Below are 16,063 nucleotides of genomic sequence, written 5' to 3'. Positions count from 1 at the left end.
AACAGTCCGTCATCCACAGCACGATATTCGCGCTCGCCACCGACGCATTCGCAGGAAATAATACTTGTACGGATCAAAGAAACACTCCGAGCGAAAGTCGGAGCTCCCGCCACCGGCCGGAACGGTCGATCTGGAGGTCACCCAACATGTCCGCACTCCCGGCACGCTACCATCTGATCACGAAGCATTGGACGCAGCTGCTGATCAGCATATTCGTAGCGCTGCTCACACCATCGACGGCACGCGCCTCACATCAGGTTCGAGCTGGCGGCGGGAACATCGGGTTCAGATCGATTGGGAAGCGCCGCGACGACGCGGGAATGTCGACAGCGGAGTACGCCGTGGGCACGGTTGCCGCGGTCGGGTTCGCCGCTGTTCTCTATGCGGTAATCCACAGTCCGGCAACCCGCACGCTGCTGGCCAACGTGGTCAGCCGGGCGTTGTCGATTCCCTTCTGAGGCCTGAAACCGAAGAGAGCTCGGTCATACCTATGATCCGGAAACCGACGCCCCCGGTGATGCCAATGAGCCGAATAAGGCACTATAATGATCTTCCGTCTACGCCCGGAGACCACGGAGTAGCTGGCGTTTCATGTCCCGCAGTGGCTGTCGCCCAGCGGCACACGGCTCGCGACGGCGGCCAGGCAACCGCCGAACTGGCGGTCGCGATTCCGTCCCTGATACTCGTGCTGCTGATTGCGATCTGGGTTCTCAGCGCGGTATCCGTTCAGGCGCAATGCGCGGAGGCAGCTCGCGTCGGAGCCCGTGCGGCTGCTCGCGGAGAAACCGACGAAGTAGTGCGCTCGTGGTCGAGAAGGGCCGCACCACGCGGTGCCGAGATATCTGTCACCCACGGCGGCAATTTTGTTGTGGTGCAGGTCCGCTTAGGTGTCCGGGCAACCGGGGGACTCGCTGGAATCATGCCCGCAATCAACATCACGATGTCCTCAACAGCGCCGCTCGAATCAGCGGAAACAATCTGATCGAACCTCAAAACCCACCCTCTGTTGAACCGTGGGTTACAGCGGGAGGAAGAACAGTGAATTCTACCGGCATGGACCGGTCATACCTGTACGGGCGCCCCGGCTGGCGGCACCGCGGCGCATCTGACGACCGGCACACGCCGGGCCGAAAGCGCCCCGGCGACACGGGCTCGGCGACCATCCTCATGATTTCCGCATTCCTCGTTCTCGGGACCTTCACCGGTGCCGTCCTGATGGTCGCAATGATCGCGGTCTGTCGCCAGCGGGCCGCGAACGCCGCCGACATGGCCGCGCTCGCGGCCGCGGGCGACCCATCGGGCGACCCGCTGTCCATGTGCGCACGTGCACGCGACATCGGGCTCGCGAACCACGGCCGGGTCGTGTCCTGCACGATATCGGGGGACACCGTGGAAATCGCAGCGGCGATCGAGCTTCCGGGCGCGCTCAGGGGCCTTGGACCGCTGGTTGCGCGAGCCCGCGCCGGCCCGTGGGACGGCGCCAGCAGTGATGATATTGCCGGCCCCACCGTCGCGACGCCGGCTGACAGCCTACGAAGGCGTGTCCCGGCCAGGTCCGGCCGGATCGAGTCGCCGCAGTACGGTCTCCAGCAACCGGCGCGCGGCCGGCTTGTCCAGCGGCTCGTTCCCGTTGCCGCACTTTGGCGACTGCACGCACGATGGGCAGCCAGCGGTGCACTCACAAGCCGCGATCACGTCTCGAGTCGCCCGGAGCCACGGTTCACCGCGCAGAAAGCCCCGTTCGGCGAAACCGGCTCCACCCGGATGGCCGTCGTAGACAAATACCGTGGTCCGGCCCGTGTCCGGATGCAGCGCGGTGGACACTCCCCCGATGTCCCACCGATCACATGTCGCGAACAGCGGGAGGATGCCGATCGCCGCGTGTTCAGCCGCATGAACCGCGCCAGGGACGTCATCCTCGTCGATCTCCGCCTCGGCCAACAACCCGTCGGTCACCGTGTACCAGACTGCCCGGGTACGCAGATGCCGTGGGGGAAGATCGAGCGGCTCCTCTCCGACGACCCGTCCGGTCACGATCTGGCGCCGCTGGTAGGCCACTACCTGGCTACTGACCTCAACCGTCCCCAGCTGCAGTTCGACCTCGCCTACCGTCCGGGAACGGGCCACGTCCAGCACCTTGATGTCCGTCAGCTCCCGGGCCCACGTCGTCCAGTCGGGCGTGTCCGCCTCAACGAAGGCGACCGCCACGTCAAGGTCGAGTTCGATGACCACGTAAAAACTGCCCTGGTGGAGATAGACCGCTCCACGGTGGACCGTCGAGTGCGACGTCGCGGCATCCACCGTCCCGAGCAGGCGCCCGGTCGATGCCTCGACGATCCGCACGGGCGCACCACCAACGCCACGGATATCAACATCAGGTCGGTAACGGTGGGTCCAGTACCAGCCTGCCGGCCGACGCCGGAGCCGGCCACGACGCACCAGGTCATCGACCGTGGTGCGGGCAGCCGGCCCGAAAAGATCAAAATCGGCCTCGGTCAGCGGCAGTTCCGCGGCCGCGCACTCGAGATGGGGGCCGAGCACATAGGGGTTGTCAGGATCAAGCACGGTGGCCTCGACCGGCCGACCGAACACGGCCTCCTGGTGGTGCACGAGATAGGTATCGAGAGGATCATCACGAGCGACCAGGACCGCAACGGCTCCCTGACCGTTACGACCCGCACGGCCAGCCTGCTGCCACAACGAGGCAAGAGTGCCCGGATACCCGGTGATAATGGCGGCATCCAGCCCGGTAACGTCCACACCCAGTTCCAAAGCGTTCGTCGCGGCAACCCCGAGCAGCCGTCCCGAGCGCAGATCCGCCTCCAGCGCCCGGCGTTCCTCCGGCAGGTAGCCCGCGCGATAGGCCGCGACCCGGTCCGCGAGATCCCTCGAAACGTCCGACAACGCTCGGCGGGCCGACTGCGCGACTACTTCCGCCGCCCTGCGCGACCGCACGAACACAAGAGTACGGACGCCGTCGGTGACGAGATCGGCAAGCAGGTCCGAGGCTTCCGCAGTCGCCGAACGGCGCACCGGCGCACCGTTGTGACCATGGATCGGCGACTCTCCGTGTCCTTCAGGTCCCATCCCACCGGGCGTCGGCGCCACCACAGCCGATGCGGGCGGCCGCCAAGAGGTGACGAGTGGAGGTTCATACAGCACAAACCGAGTCGCGCCTCTCGGGGAGGCGTCATCGTCGACGACCTCGACATCGAGCCCGGTAAGGCGGCCAGCGGAGCGGCCCGGGTCGGAGACAGTCGCCGATGCCAGCACGAACACTGGCGTCGACCCGTACCGCGCAGCCACCCGTCGCAGCCGCCGCAGTACGTGTGCGACGTGGGAACCGAACACGCCCCGATAGCCGTGACACTCGTCGACCACGACGTATCGAAGGCCCCGCAGGAATGCGGCCCACCGCCGATGGGACGGCAACACACCGTGGTGCAACATGTCAGGATTGGTCAACACGAACGTCGCGTGAGCCCGGACCCAGTCACGTTCGGACGCGGATGTGTCGCCGTCGTACGTGGCGGCGCGTACTCCGGTCAGGTTGAGCGCACGAACAGCGCGGAGCTGGTCGTGCGCCAGTGCCTTGGTGGGAGCGAGATAAAGCGCCCGGGCCGACGCTTGGGCCAGCAGGACACTGAGCACGGGCATGAGGTATCCCAGCGACTTACCCGACGCCGTACCGGTCGCCAGTACGACGCTGCGTCCGCCATGTGCATGCTCGGCGGCGTGCACCTGATGGGTCCACGGCTCATCGATCCCGACGGCACGCAGCCGTGAGACCAGCACGGGATCTGCCCACACCGGCCAGGGAAGCCGCGTACCAATCCGGGCCGGTACATGCTCCACGTGTGTCACGCACCGCCGCCGGCGGGCGTCCGCAAAAAGTCGATCAAGAATCACCGCACCGCGATCCGGTGCGTCTTCGGGCACCACGGTTCCGCCCACAGCAGCTCAGCGTAGGTCAGGACGCCCGAACCCGGGTACCCCGGCTCGGCGGACGTGCTCATCCACCGGGTCTCGCGGCCGGTGACAACCGTTGGACCGCCACTGCGTGGCAACGACAAGCAACCGACGGCACAACCGGTGTCAGGCAAGGAGAACACAAATGGATCACAATGTGATGTCGGATTGCGACGGATGCACGCGGCGACTGTGTCGCGGTGAGCCGGATTGATCCGAGCGTGGGAGGGTAGTGGCGCCGTGATGTCAGCTGTCCAACCGGGCGGCTGTGGAGCACACGCCAGGAGGAACCGTGGACCTGTCTCTCACGACCCGGGTGGAAGGGGACTTCACGATCGTCGTCGTGGGCGGCGAGATTGATGTCTACACCGCGCCGAAGCTGCGCGAGCAGCTCATCGATCTCGTGTCGGGTGGGTCATACCATCTCATCGTCGACATGGAAGGCGTCGAATTCCTGGACTCGACCGGCCTCGGTGTACTCGTCGGAGGCCTCAAGCGAGTCCGCGCACACGAGGGGTCGCTGCGCCTGGTCTGCACCCAGGAACGGATACTGAAAATCTTCCGGATCACCGGTCTGACGAAGGTCTTCCCCATCCATGCCTCCGTCGAGGAAGCGCTCGCAGCGAAGGACTAGGGCCTGTCCGATGACTATTGGTCGATGCGGGCGATGATCCAGAAGGTGGCCCGCCAGGCGTCGGAAGCCGGACGGTCCTATGCTCGGTCATTCCAACTACGCCAGAACGGTCAACTACCCCAGAACACCATCTCCGCATCGAGAGGCAGGTAAGCGACGCATGGCCACCGTCGAGTTGCGCTTCGCCGCCCTGCCGGGCCATGTCCGCACAGCCAGGATGATCGCGGGTGCGGTCAGTCGACGTTCGGGGGTACCCGACGAGCTCATGGACGAGGTCAAGCTCGCGGTCGGCGAAGCGTGCGCCCGGGCCGTCAGCGTGAACCGCCGGTTCGACCCACAGGCCCTCGTGATTGTCCGGGTCGGTGATGATGACGACGTGTTCGAAGTATCGGTGTCCGACTGTGGGCCGGGAGGTGGCCGGATTTCGCCCGCTTACCCCGACGGTCGGGTCTCCACGCCAGCACCGATCAATATCGACTGCGCTCAGGCCGACGATGAAATCAGTGACGAGCTGTCCTCGGTGGTTCCCACCGGGCTCGGTCTCGCCCTCATCCAGGGCCTGGTGGATGACGTCACCATTGCCGCGCGGCCAGACTCGGCCGGAACGGTTGTCACGATGCGCTGGCCGATCAGTAAGACGGCGGACAGATCGATCCTGGCGATCTGACCCCGGTCCGCCACCGCCGAGGCCGTCCTGGACCACCAGACGAGCCAGTGCACAGCTTTGCCTCGACAGCTTCATCCACCATAGCTACCCGAATGACCTGCGCCACGTGTCAAACCGTAACATTCACCCACCGGGGTCACTCGAAAAGCGAGCGCGTGTTACAGCCGTATGGATAGACTGCGCCGCATCGCACACTCGGTCGATCAGGCCGGGTGGGATGCCGTGAGTGCTCCCCATGGTACCGGACGGAGGTTCGGGGGGAACGCGGGCCAGCGCGCTAGTTGCCGTATATCGGTGCGACAGCGGGCCGGGTGACCACCCGGGCCTGTCCCAGCCGGCAGTCATGCCGGCAATCGCGCCCCATGCGTCGACGTATGCGCATGCCCGGCGTCCCTTCACACCCGGACGGTGACCTCGGTGACGTCGTCAGGTGCGACGTCGGGCCGTGCACGCCCATCGCGACGCCATAATGGCGCCGGGCGAACACGGAGGGTGCACCGACCTGACCGGGAGGGCCCATGGTCCCGCTCCAAGCCGAGGCAGGTACGAAGCCAAGTGCTGTCGCCATTGAACTTAGCGGAGGTCAGCTCGGACTGGTCGCTGGTGTGGCAGCCGTCGCAGCGATCGCATTGGTAGTTGCCGGCTACCTGGTCCGCGAGGTGCTCGCCGCGAGCCAGGGAAGCCCCCAGATGATCGAAGTCGGTCGCGCCGTTCAGGAAGGCGCCGTAGCCTACCTGCGCCGGCAGTTCATCACAGTGGCGGGCTTCGTCGTCGTGATTCCCTTCGTGCTGCTACTGCTGCCGGCGGACACTACCGGCGCCCGGGTGGGACGTTCGGTTTTCTTCGTCCTCGGGGCCGTCTTCTCCGCGCTTGTCGGCTTCGTCGGCATGTCGCTTGCCACCCGGGCGAACACCCGTACCGCCGCCGCAGCCATCCACCAGGGGGAGCGCGCCGCCATGCGGATCGCCTTCCGCACCGGCGGCGTGGTCGGGATGTTCACGGTCGGTCTTGGGCTGCTCGGAGCGGCGGTCGTCGTGCTGGCATTCCGTGATACGGCCCCGCAGGTCCTGGAGGGATTCGGGTTCGGCGCCGCACTGCTGGCGATGTTCATGCGAGTCGGTGGAGGTATCTTCACCAAGGCTGCGGACGTGGGAGCCGACCTCGTCGGCAAGGTCGAACAGGGCATCCCCGAGGACGACCCGCGCAACGCGGCCACGATCGCCGACAACGTGGGCGACAACGTCGGTGACTGCGCCGGCATGGCCGCCGACCTGTTCGAGTCCTATGCGGTGATGCTGGTCGCCGCGCTGATCCTCGGGGTCAAGGCCTTCGGCGAAAACGGACTGGTCTTCCCACTGCTCGTGCCGGCTGTGGGCGTACTCACCGCGATCATCGGAATCTTCTCGGTCGCCCCCCGCGCCGGTGACCGCAACGGCATGGCGGCGATCAACCGGGGCTTCTTCATCTCGGCCCTGGTCTCCGCCGTCGGGGTCATCATCGTTTCGTTCGCCTACCTGCCGGACAGCTTCTCCGGTTTCCCCGGTCTTGAAAACAGCAGCCAGAGCGGCAACCCGCGGTTCATCGCGATCACCGCAGTCCTCATCGGCATCGTGCTGGCCGCAGCCATCCAGCTACTCACCGGATACTTCACCGAAACCAACCGCAGACCGGTCCAGGACATCGTGAAGGCGTCCACGACCGGTCCCGCCACCAACATTCTTTCCGGCATCGGGGTCGGGCTGGAGTCAGCCGTCTATTCGGCGTTGCTCATCAGCGCGGCGGTGTTCGGCGCATACCTGCTCGGATCCGGCAGTACCACGGTGGCACTGTTCGCCGTAGCTCTGGCCGGCACCGGCCTGCTGACGACAGTCGGAGTGATCATCGCCATGGACACCTTCGGGCCTGTCAGCGACAACGCCCAGGGCATTGCCGAGATGTCCGGTGCAGCCGCGGACGGCGAGGGTGCCGCGATCCTCACATCCCTCGACGCGGTCGGTAACACCACCAAGGCCATCACCAAGGGCATCGCGATCGCCACCGCGGTGCTGGCCGCCACCGCCTTGTTCGGATCGTTCACCGACACGGTCAACGCGGCACTCATCAGCGCCGGCCGGACTGTCGAGGGCTCGCGTACCCTCAATATCGCCTACCCCGATGCGCTGGTCGGACTCATCATCGGTGCCGCGGTCGTGTTTCTGTTCGCCGGACTCGCGATCAATGCGGTCGGACGCGCCGCGGGGCGGGTGGTCGAGGAGGTACGTAACCAGTTCCGAACGAAGCCAGGGATCATGGCCGGCACCGAGAAGCCCGACTACGGTGCCGTCGTCGACATCTGCACCCGGGACTCCCTACAGGAGTTGATCACTCCAGGCACGCTTGCGGTTCTCGCTCCGATCGCAGTTGGCTTCGGCCTCGGTTACCCGCCACTGGGTGCATACCTTGCCGGAGCGATCGCCGGCGGCGTCCTCATGGCCGTCTTTCTCTCGAACTCCGGTGGGGCCTGGGATAATGCGAAGAAATTCGTCGAGGACGGCAACTACGGCGGCAAGGGTTCCGATGTCCACGCCGCCACGGTCATCGGCGATACCGTCGGTGATCCGTTCAAGGACACCGCGGGGCCTTCAATCAATCCTCTGATCAAGGTAATGAACCTGGTCAGCCTGCTGATCGCACCATCTGTGGTGAAGTACTCGGTTGGTGCTGACGAGAACAAACCACTACGGATCGCCATCGCACTCGTGGTTGTCGCGGTGATTGCCGCAGTGATCATCTATTCGAAGCGACGCAGTACCGCCCTGGCGGTTGTACCGTCAGTGACCGAACAGCGCGCAGCCGCCAATCCAAAGGCAACGGTGTAGCCCATCCCTTCGACGGCGTCCGCCCGGCCCACGGGCGGAGGCGCAACCACCACCATCGCGGAGCGCGGCTATCCACCGGCGGCGATTAGGAGCGGTTCGAGGCCGCCTGGTCGGACACCGACAGACCTGTGGGCGCGACACGGCGTACGGTCTCCTGCGGCGTCCACAACACCGGACGCCGCAGGGGCCGCCGCGCGGCCGGCTGACATACCGGTGTGCGTCGACCTACTGTCGAGACATGGACCCGGGGCTTGGCAATGAGCCCAGGGCCGGTTTCCACCGGCGATTCAGCCGTCCGCACCACGCCCGCCGCAGCACGCCCGACGCACCACGCCCGCCGCACCACGCCCGACGCACCACGCCCGACGCAGCACACCCGCCGCACCACGAGCCGCAATGCCGAAGTCGAACCACCCCCCTGCAACGAGGAGAGAAGTGCCCCCGCGCACGAAGCCGACAAACAGCGGGACGCGCCGGTCGAGCGCCGGGTCATCGACACCCGTCGTCGAACCCACGGCTTTCGACACCGGCGCCGCGCCCCACACGGACGCCCACACCGACGCCCAGACGGACGCCCAGACGGACACGGACATGTCCGGCAACGGCGCCGCGTCCCGTCCCAGCACACGTACGAACACGCGTGGTAGCCGATCCAGCACCTCGACGAGCGCTCCCACCACGACCGGAACCCGGCTGGTGATCGTCGAGTCGCCCGCGAAGGCGAAGACCATCGCCGGATACCTCGGCCCCGGCTGGCAGGTCGAGTCCAGTATCGGGCACATCCGGGACCTGCCGCGTAACGCCGAGGAGGTGCCGGTCGCGTACAAGAGCAAACCGTGGGCGCGGCTCGGGGTGGACGTCGACAACGGCTTCGAGCCGCTCTACGTCGTTACCCCCAACAAGAAATCCCAGGTCAGCAAGCTCAAAGCCCTGGTCAAGGACGCCAGCGAGCTCTACCTCGCCACAGATGAGGACCGCGAGGGCGAGGCGATCGCCTGGCACCTGCTGCAGACGCTGAAGCCGACCGTGCCGGTGAAGCGAATGGTCTTCCACGAGATCACGCCGCAGGCCATCCAGCGAGCGGTGGACAACCCGCGCGAGATCAACGAGAACCTCGTCAACGCCCAGGAGACGCGGCGGATCCTCGACCGGCTCTACGGCTATGAGGTCAGCCCGGTGCTGTGGAAGAAGGTGATGCCGAGGCTGTCGGCGGGCCGGGTTCAGAGCGTGGCAACCCGCATCCTGGTGGAACGCGAACGCGCCCGGATGCGCTTCACCTCGGCCGAGTACTGGAACATCGAAGGTGTCTTCGGTGCGCTGGCCACGGGTGAGGGTGGTTCGCAGGGCCGGGCCGCAGCCGCCCAGGCACCCGACGCCACTCCACTGCCGGCGAACCTGGTCGCGCTCGACGGCCGCCGACTGGCCACCGGACGCGACTTCGCCGCCTCCGGCGAGCTCACCTCCGCGGACGTGGTGCGGCTCGACGAGCCCGCGGCGCGCGCCCTGGCCGGCCGGCTCGCCGACGCCGTCTTCACGGTCCGGTCGGTGGAGACCAAGCCGTACCGCCGCTCGCCCTACCCGCCGTTCATGACGTCCACCCTGCAGCAGGAGGCCGGCCGCAAACTGCGCTTCTCCAGCCAACGAACGATGCAGGTGGCACAGAAGCTGTACGAAAACGGCTATATCACCTATATGCGTACGGACTCGACGAACCTGTCCGAAACCGCGCTCGCCGCCGCCCGGGACCAGGCCCGGACTCTCTACGGGCCGCAGTACGTGCCCGAGCGGCCCCGCACCTACACGAAGAAGGTCAAGAACGCCCAGGAAGCGCACGAGGCGATCCGTCCGGCCGGGGATCACTTCCAGACCCCCGGTGAGGTGCGCACCGCACTCCGGGACGACATCGACGGCTATCGGCTCTACGAACTGATCTGGCGGCGGACAGTCGCCAGCCAGATGGCTGACGCCCTCGGTACGTCGGCGACGATCCGGCTCGGTGGGGCATCCAGCGCCGGGGAGGACGCCGAGTTCTCGGCATCGGGAAAGGTCATCACCTTCCCGGGCTTCCTGCGCGCCTACGTCGAGGGTGCCGACGACCCCGATGCGGAGCTTGAGGACCGTGAACGCCGCCTGCCAGACGTCCGCCAGGGCGACCGATTGGCCACCCGCGAGCTGAACCCGCGCGGGCATACCACCAACCCGCCGCCGCGCTTCACCGAGGCGAGCCTGGTCAAGACCCTCGAGGAACTCGGCATCGGGCGACCGTCCACCTACGCATCGATCATCGGGACGATCCAGGACCGCGGTTACGTGTGGAAAAAGGGCAGCGCGCTGATCCCCAGTTTCGTCGCGTTCGCTGTCGTCGGCCTGCTGGAAGACCATTTCGGCCGGCTGGTCGACTACCGCTTCACCGCCTCGATGGAAGACGATCTCGACGCCATCGCGGCCGGTACGTCGGCGTCGATCGACTGGCTAACCCGCTTCTACTTCGGCTCGGACGCGGGCCAGCCCGGCGGTGTCGCGCGTTCGGGTGGCCTCAAGCACCTGGTCAGCGAGCGGCTCGGGGAGATCGACGCCCGCGAGGTGAACTCGATCCCGCTGGGTACGGCGGACGACGACCAACCCGTAATGATCCGAGTCGGCAAATACGGCCCGTATGTCCAACACGGCGACCAGCGGGCCAGCGTCCCCGAAGATCTTGCTCCAGACGAACTCACCGTGGCCAGGGCGATGGAGCTGCTCGGCGCGCCGAGCGGGGACCGGCCCCTTGGCACCGACCCGGCCAGCGGCGCGGCCGTCACTGTCAAGATCGGACGTTTCGGTCCGTACGTCAGCACGGACGAAGACCCGCCACGCCGGGCGAGCCTGCTGGCCACGATGTCCCCCGAGACGGTCACCCTCACCGAGGCCCTCAAGCTGCTCACCCTGCCCCGATCACTGGGCGTTGCCCAGGACGGCGAAGAGGTGACGGCCCAGAATGGCCGGTACGGACCGTACGTCAAGAAGGGGTCGGAGAGCCGGTCGCTGGAGTCGGAGGAGCAGCTGTTCAGCGTGACGTTGGATGAGGCACTGGCGCTGATCGCCCAGCCGAAGGCACGGGGACGCAGGCAAGCCGCGCAGAGCCCGCCCCTGCGCGAACTGGGCGCAGATCCTGCCACCGGTGCGCCGATGGTGCTGCGTGAGGGCCGATTCGGCCCGTACGTCACCGACGGTGAGACAAACGCGAGCCTGCGCAAAGGCGATGAGGTCGCGTCGATCACCGTGGAACGGGCAGCCGAACTGCTCGCCGACCGCCGGGCCCGCGGACCGGCGACGCCCAGACGGCGGACGGCCCGCGCCGCCGGATCAGGCAGCGCCGCCGGATCAGGCAGCAAGGAGCCGGCCGTTCCGAAGACCGGCACCACGAAACGGGCCACCACCAGGAAAACCCCGGCCAAGAAGGCCGCCACCGAGAAGACCACGACCGGGCCGGACGGCGGCACGTCCAGTGCCCCGTCGACCCAGCCGCGCCGGACGGACTGATGGGCATTCCGGTAGACGGCGACGCCGGCCCGCCACGCTCGCAGACGACCCCACTGGTGTCGTCGGATGTCGGCGGGCCGTCTACCGGCAGCACGGCGCCACTCGCCAGCCCTGATGATCCGCATCAGCACACCGAAGGAGATTTTCGCGCGGTCCTGCGGATCGCGCAGTTCCGCCGGCTCTGGCTGGCGCTGGCCCTGTCCAGCCTGGGTGACTGGATGGGCCTGCTCGCGACGACGGCCCTGGCCAGCTCGTTGCGAGCGAGCTTCTCCGACAAGGCGTTCGCCATCGGCTCCGTACTGATCGTCCGACTGCTGCCCGCGCTGATCCTCGGACCGTTCGCCGGTGTCGTGGCCGACCGACTCGACCGGCGGTTGACGATGGTCGTCGCGGACATCCTGCGATTCGGGTTGTTCCTGTCCATCCCATTGGTTGGGACGCTGACCTGGCTGCTCATCGCGTCACTCCTGATCGAGTGCGTGAGCCTGTTCTGGAACCCGGCCAAGGACGCGAGCGTGCCGAACCTGGTACCCGCGCGCCGGCTCGCGGCGGCGAACACGCTGAGTCTGATCACCACGTACGGCTCGGCGCCACTGGGTGCAGCGATCTTCTCACTGTTGGCCACCCTGTCGCGTGCGTTGGCGTCCGGCGTGTCGTTCTTTCAGACCTCCCCGCTGGACCTCGCACTCTTCTTCAACGCGGCGACGTTCCTGGTATCAGCGATCGTGATCTTCCGGCTACGCGGGATCGGCCGGGCCGAGCACCAACGCACCGACCAGCATCTGGGCCTGTGGTCGTCGATCACGGAAGGCTGGCGGTTCGTCGGCCACAACCGGCTGGTCCGCGGTCTGGTGATCGGTATTCTCGGCGGGTTCGCCGGAGCCGGGTGCGTGGTGGCGCTCGGGCGACTCTACGTCCAGATTCTGGGCGGCGGTGACTCCGCGTACGGCGTCCTGTTCGGTGCGGTGTTCGTGGGGCTTGCCGCCGGGATGGCGCTGGGACCGCGGCTGCTCGGTGACTTCAGTCGCTCCCGTCTCTTCGGCCTGAGCGTCACCGCCGCCGGGGTGGCCATGCTGGCGGTGGCGGTCATGCCCAACCTCGTGCTGGCCTGCGTCGTTGTCGTCCTCGTCGGCATGTTCGCCGGGATCGCGTGGGTAACCGGCTACACTCTGTTGCAGGCGGAGGTGAGCGACGAGCTGCGCGGGCGGACATTCGCGCTGGTCCAGTCCCTGGTCCGCATTGATCTGCTACTGGTGCTGGCCGCCGCGCCCGCGCTGGTGGGCCTCATCGGAGCACACCGCATCAGCCTGTGGGGCAGCGTCCATCTCCGCGCCGACGGGGTCACGATCGTCCTGCTCGCCGCCGGCATGCTCGCGGTGGCCGTCGGCCTGTTCGCTTACCGGCAGATGGACCAACGCTCGGGCATCGCAGTCCTGCCCGAACTCTGGAACGCCCTGCTGGGACGTGGCAGCACACCGCTACGCCCTCGCCACGCCGGTCTGTTCGTAGCCCTCGAAGGCGGTGAGGGATCCGGCAAATCCACCCAGGTCGAACGGTTGGGATCATGGTTGGCGTCGTCCGGACGCGAAGTTGTGATCACCCGCGAACCGGGTGGGACCACCATCGGCGCTACGCTGCGGGACCTGCTGCTCGACCCCTCGGTACGGCTGCACCCGCGCACCGAGGCGCTGCTCTACGCCGCGGACCGCGCCGAGCATGTCACCCGGGTCATCGAGCCGGCACTGGCCCGGGGTGCGATTGTGATCAGCGACCGCTTCATCGACTCGTCCATCGCCTATCAGGGCGCCGGGCGCCGGCTCGGGGCGGACGAGGTCGCGGCGCTGTCGCGGTGGGCCACCCAGGCCCTGGTCCCCGACCTCACGATCCTGCTCGACCTGCCCGCCGAGATCGGCCTGCGTCGGGTCCGGGAACGGGTCGGTACGTTCGGCTCGAGTGTCGATCCGGCCGGGCCGGCGACCAAGCCCACGGCCGGCCTCGACCGGATCGAGGCGGAACAGGTCGCCTTCCACGAACGGGTGCGCGACGGGTTTCGCCGGCTCGCCGACAGCGCGCCCGGCCGCTATGTGGTCCTCGACGGGAACCGGCCGCCGCAGACACTGCACAGTGAGATCCGCCACGTCATCAGCGAGCGGCTGCGCACTGATCTCGACCCGGTTGCCGCGGACCCACACATGCAGCCCACACCGGCCGAGACCGTGCGGCCAGACAGCGTGCGGCCAGACAGCGTGCCACCGAACAACATGCCAATAGACACCGTGCCACCAACATCCGTAGCACCCGGCATGCCGCCCGATCGCGCAACAACGAAGAGAGCCCCATCGGCCCGGTAGCTCCTCCCGACCGTCTCCCGACCGTCCAGACGGCGCTTCGCCGGTCGCCGGACGGCCCGCCGGTAACCGCCGACCAACGGAGTCGGACAATGGACCGGTGAGCGTCTGGGATGTCCTGATCGGCCAGGCTCCGGTCGTCGAGATCCTCGCGGGCGCGGCCAGCGCGGCCGCCGGGGTGACCGCGACTGATGCCCGTCCCGCGGCCCGTGCAAGCATGACGCATTCATGGCTGTTCACCGGCCCCGCGGGCGCTGGGCGTTCGATGGCGGCGCGCGCCTTCGCCGCGGCGTTGAACTGCAAAAATTCACCCCCAGGATGCGGTGAGTGCAACGGGTGTCACACCGTACTGACAGACACCGCGGCCGATCTGCGGACCGTGCGTCCAGAAGGCCTGTCGCTGGGAGTCAAGGACATCCGGGAGCTCGTCCGCGATGCAGCCAGCGCACCGACATCCGGCCGCTGGCGGGTCCTGCTGCTCGAGGACGCCGACCGGCTCACCGACCAGGCCGCCAACGCGCTGCTCAAGGCGCTGGAGGAGCCCGCCACACGGTCGGTGTTCCTGCTGTGCGCACCGTCGGTCGACGACGTCCTGCCGACCGTGCGGTCCCGCTGCCGGGTGGTCGCGCTGCGCCTTCCCACCCCCGCGCAGGTCGCCGGCATGCTGGAGCACGACGGGGTGGATCCCGCTCAGGCCCGGCTCGCGGCCCAGGCGACCATGGGCGATGCGGACCGAGCCCGGGCGCTGGCCACCGACGAGGCGACGCGGCTCCGGCGCGCCGAGGTGCTGCGCCTCCCGACCCGCCTGCAACGCACCGGGGACTGTCTCGCCGCGGCCGCGGACCTGGTGGCGGCGGCGAACGCCGACGCCGAAGCGGCGAACACGACCCGCGACGACGCTGAGACCGACGCTCTGAAGACCGCGCTCGGTGTGGGTGCGACATCCGCCGGGACGACGGCGAAACGCGCTCGGGCGCCGAAGCCCGGTGCAAAGGCCCGTGCCCTGACCGTCCGGGGCGCCACCGGAGCTCTCAAGGAGCTGGAGAAGACACAGAAGAGCCGTGGACGACGGACCGTCCTGGACTCCCTTGACCGGGCCCTGCTCGACCTCGCCGGCTGGTACCGCGACGTCCTGGTGCGGCAGCTCGACGCACCGGTCGAGGCGATTCACCCGGACCACGGCGTTGCCGTGGCGGAGGAGGCGCGGACGTCCACCCCGGAGCAGACGCTGCGTCGACTCGAGGCCGTCCTGCGGTGTCGGCGGACCCTGGCGGCCAATCCCGGCCTCGTCCCGCTACTCACCGTAGAAGCACTCACCCTCGATCTGCGGACCGGTTAGAGCGCCCGATGGATATCGGTCGATGCGCCTTCTGGGCATCGAGAGCAGGGACCCGCACGAACTCGAAGCGTTCGGGTGGGGGGCGAAGCGATCGAAGATCCATCGGATAGACCCAAGGTCATGGCCCGCCGCTGCGCAGCCGGCGTTTTCCGCCCATTTTGTCGCCCGACATCAGCGGATACAGTATGATAAGGCAGTAGTCGGTACAGAATTTCCCAGGCCGGATCTATTGATATAAATCAGCCGCCAGGGTGCCATACCTCACATGCGGATGCCGTTCATTTCCGGCCAATATGACCATTATATTCGCACCACTGATTCGCCCGCCGCCGAGGCCGCCCGGCCTCACCACTCCCTGGGGGAATACGACATGGAACGTGGGATTCCGCGCACGGTACGGACCGGAGAAAGTATCTCCCCAGCCGGCTCATCGGCGGCCCGCCGATGAATGGAATCATTCATACCCGGCTCCGCCCCACCGGCAGTCGGATTCTCGGGGTGGGCGCCTACCGGCCCATGAAAGTGGTCCTCAATTCCGAAATCTGCCAACAGATAGAGTCGACACCCGAGTGGATAGAAGCCCGCTCCGGTATTCGTAGCCGGCGATTCGCGACCGCGGATGAATCACTGGGCGCAATGGCTGCAAGCGCCGGTGGAAAAGCCCTGGCCAGTGCCGGAATCGAAGTAGCGGACGTCGGGTGCATCGTGGTCGCCACCATGTCCCAT

At 67.3% G+C, this 16,063-nt stretch carries 10 protein-coding genes and 2 pseudogenes; 10 read left to right on the top strand and 2 right to left on the bottom strand.

All coding sequences use genetic code 11. From position 1 onward, the window contains the following. The first annotated feature begins 320 nt into the window (after window positions 1–320). The 3 genes and pseudogenes from U9983_RS27730 to U9983_RS27725 form a co-directional block, all read left to right on the top strand. Complete coding sequence (locus tag U9983_RS27730; protein WP_416210104.1) at window positions 321–458, top strand: DUF4244 domain-containing protein; 138 nt, start codon at window positions 321–323, stop codon at window positions 456–458. Between the two features lie 32 nt (window positions 459–490). After that, a complete protein-coding gene (locus tag U9983_RS05195) occupies window positions 491–982 on the top strand; it encodes a TadE family type IV pilus minor pilin (RefSeq protein WP_322752924.1) in 492 nt (163 codons plus the stop codon). A 71-nt stretch (window positions 983–1,053) separates the two neighbouring features. Next, a pseudogene (locus tag U9983_RS27725) lies at window positions 1,054–1,458 on the top strand (Rv3654c family TadE-like protein); the annotation flags it as partial. Window positions 1,459–1,530: 72 nt separating this feature from the next. On the opposite strand, the gene U9983_RS05190 reads toward U9983_RS27725, so the two are convergent. Further along, window positions 1,531–3,954, bottom strand: coding sequence for a DEAD/DEAH box helicase (locus tag U9983_RS05190; protein ID WP_416211277.1), 2,424 nt, complete (start codon window positions 3,952–3,954; stop codon window positions 1,531–1,533). A gap of 307 nt (window positions 3,955–4,261) precedes the next feature. Between U9983_RS05190 and U9983_RS05185 the strand changes: the two genes are divergently transcribed. The 3 genes from U9983_RS05185 (at window position 4,262) to U9983_RS05175 (ending at window position 8,128) form a co-directional block, all read left to right on the top strand. Beyond that, window positions 4,262–4,603, top strand: coding sequence for an anti-sigma factor antagonist (locus U9983_RS05185; protein WP_322751973.1), 342 nt, complete (start codon window positions 4,262–4,264; stop codon window positions 4,601–4,603). Between the two features lie 160 nt (window positions 4,604–4,763). Further along, window positions 4,764–5,270 (top strand): ATP-binding protein, encoded by a 507-nt coding sequence (locus tag U9983_RS05180; RefSeq protein ID WP_322752923.1) that lies wholly within the window; start codon window positions 4,764–4,766, stop codon window positions 5,268–5,270. Between the two features lie 518 nt (window positions 5,271–5,788). Beyond that, on the top strand, window positions 5,789–8,128 hold the full coding sequence (locus U9983_RS05175; RefSeq protein ID WP_322752922.1) for a sodium-translocating pyrophosphatase: 2,340 nt from the start codon (window positions 5,789–5,791) through the stop codon (window positions 8,126–8,128). 287 nt (window positions 8,129–8,415) lie between these two features. On the opposite strand, the gene U9983_RS05170 is transcribed toward U9983_RS05175, so the two are convergent. Continuing rightward, on the bottom strand, window positions 8,416–8,859 hold the full coding sequence (locus tag U9983_RS05170; RefSeq protein WP_322752921.1) for a hypothetical protein: 444 nt from the start codon (window positions 8,857–8,859) through the stop codon (window positions 8,416–8,418). Here U9983_RS05170 and topA point away from each other — a divergent pair. The 4 genes and pseudogenes from topA to U9983_RS05150 all read left to right on the top strand — a co-directional run. Further along, window positions 8,825–11,650 (top strand): type I DNA topoisomerase, encoded by a 2,826-nt coding sequence (gene topA / locus U9983_RS05165; protein WP_322752920.1) that lies wholly within the window; start codon window positions 8,825–8,827, stop codon window positions 11,648–11,650. The genes U9983_RS05170 and topA overlap by 35 nt on opposite strands. Then, window positions 11,650–14,001, top strand: a complete 2,352-nt coding sequence (gene tmk, locus U9983_RS05160; protein ID WP_322752919.1) for a dTMP kinase — start codon at window positions 11,650–11,652, stop codon at window positions 13,999–14,001. Before topA ends, tmk begins: the two co-directional genes overlap by 1 nt. Window positions 14,002–14,098: 97 nt before the next feature. Continuing rightward, window positions 14,099–15,337, top strand: a complete 1,239-nt coding sequence (locus tag U9983_RS05155) for a DNA polymerase III subunit delta' (RefSeq protein ID WP_322752918.1) — start codon at window positions 14,099–14,101, stop codon at window positions 15,335–15,337. Between the two features lie 498 nt (window positions 15,338–15,835). Beyond that, window positions 15,836–16,063: pseudogene (locus U9983_RS05150) on the top strand (3-oxoacyl-ACP synthase); the annotation flags it as partial.

The sequence above is a fragment of the Protofrankia sp. Cas3 genome, assembly GCF_963555955.1.
Classification (GTDB): Bacteria; Actinomycetota; Actinomycetes; order Frankiales; family Frankiaceae; genus Protofrankia.
Note: the sequence above shows the minus strand (reverse complement) of the source record. Positions and strands in the feature narration are given on the sequence as shown.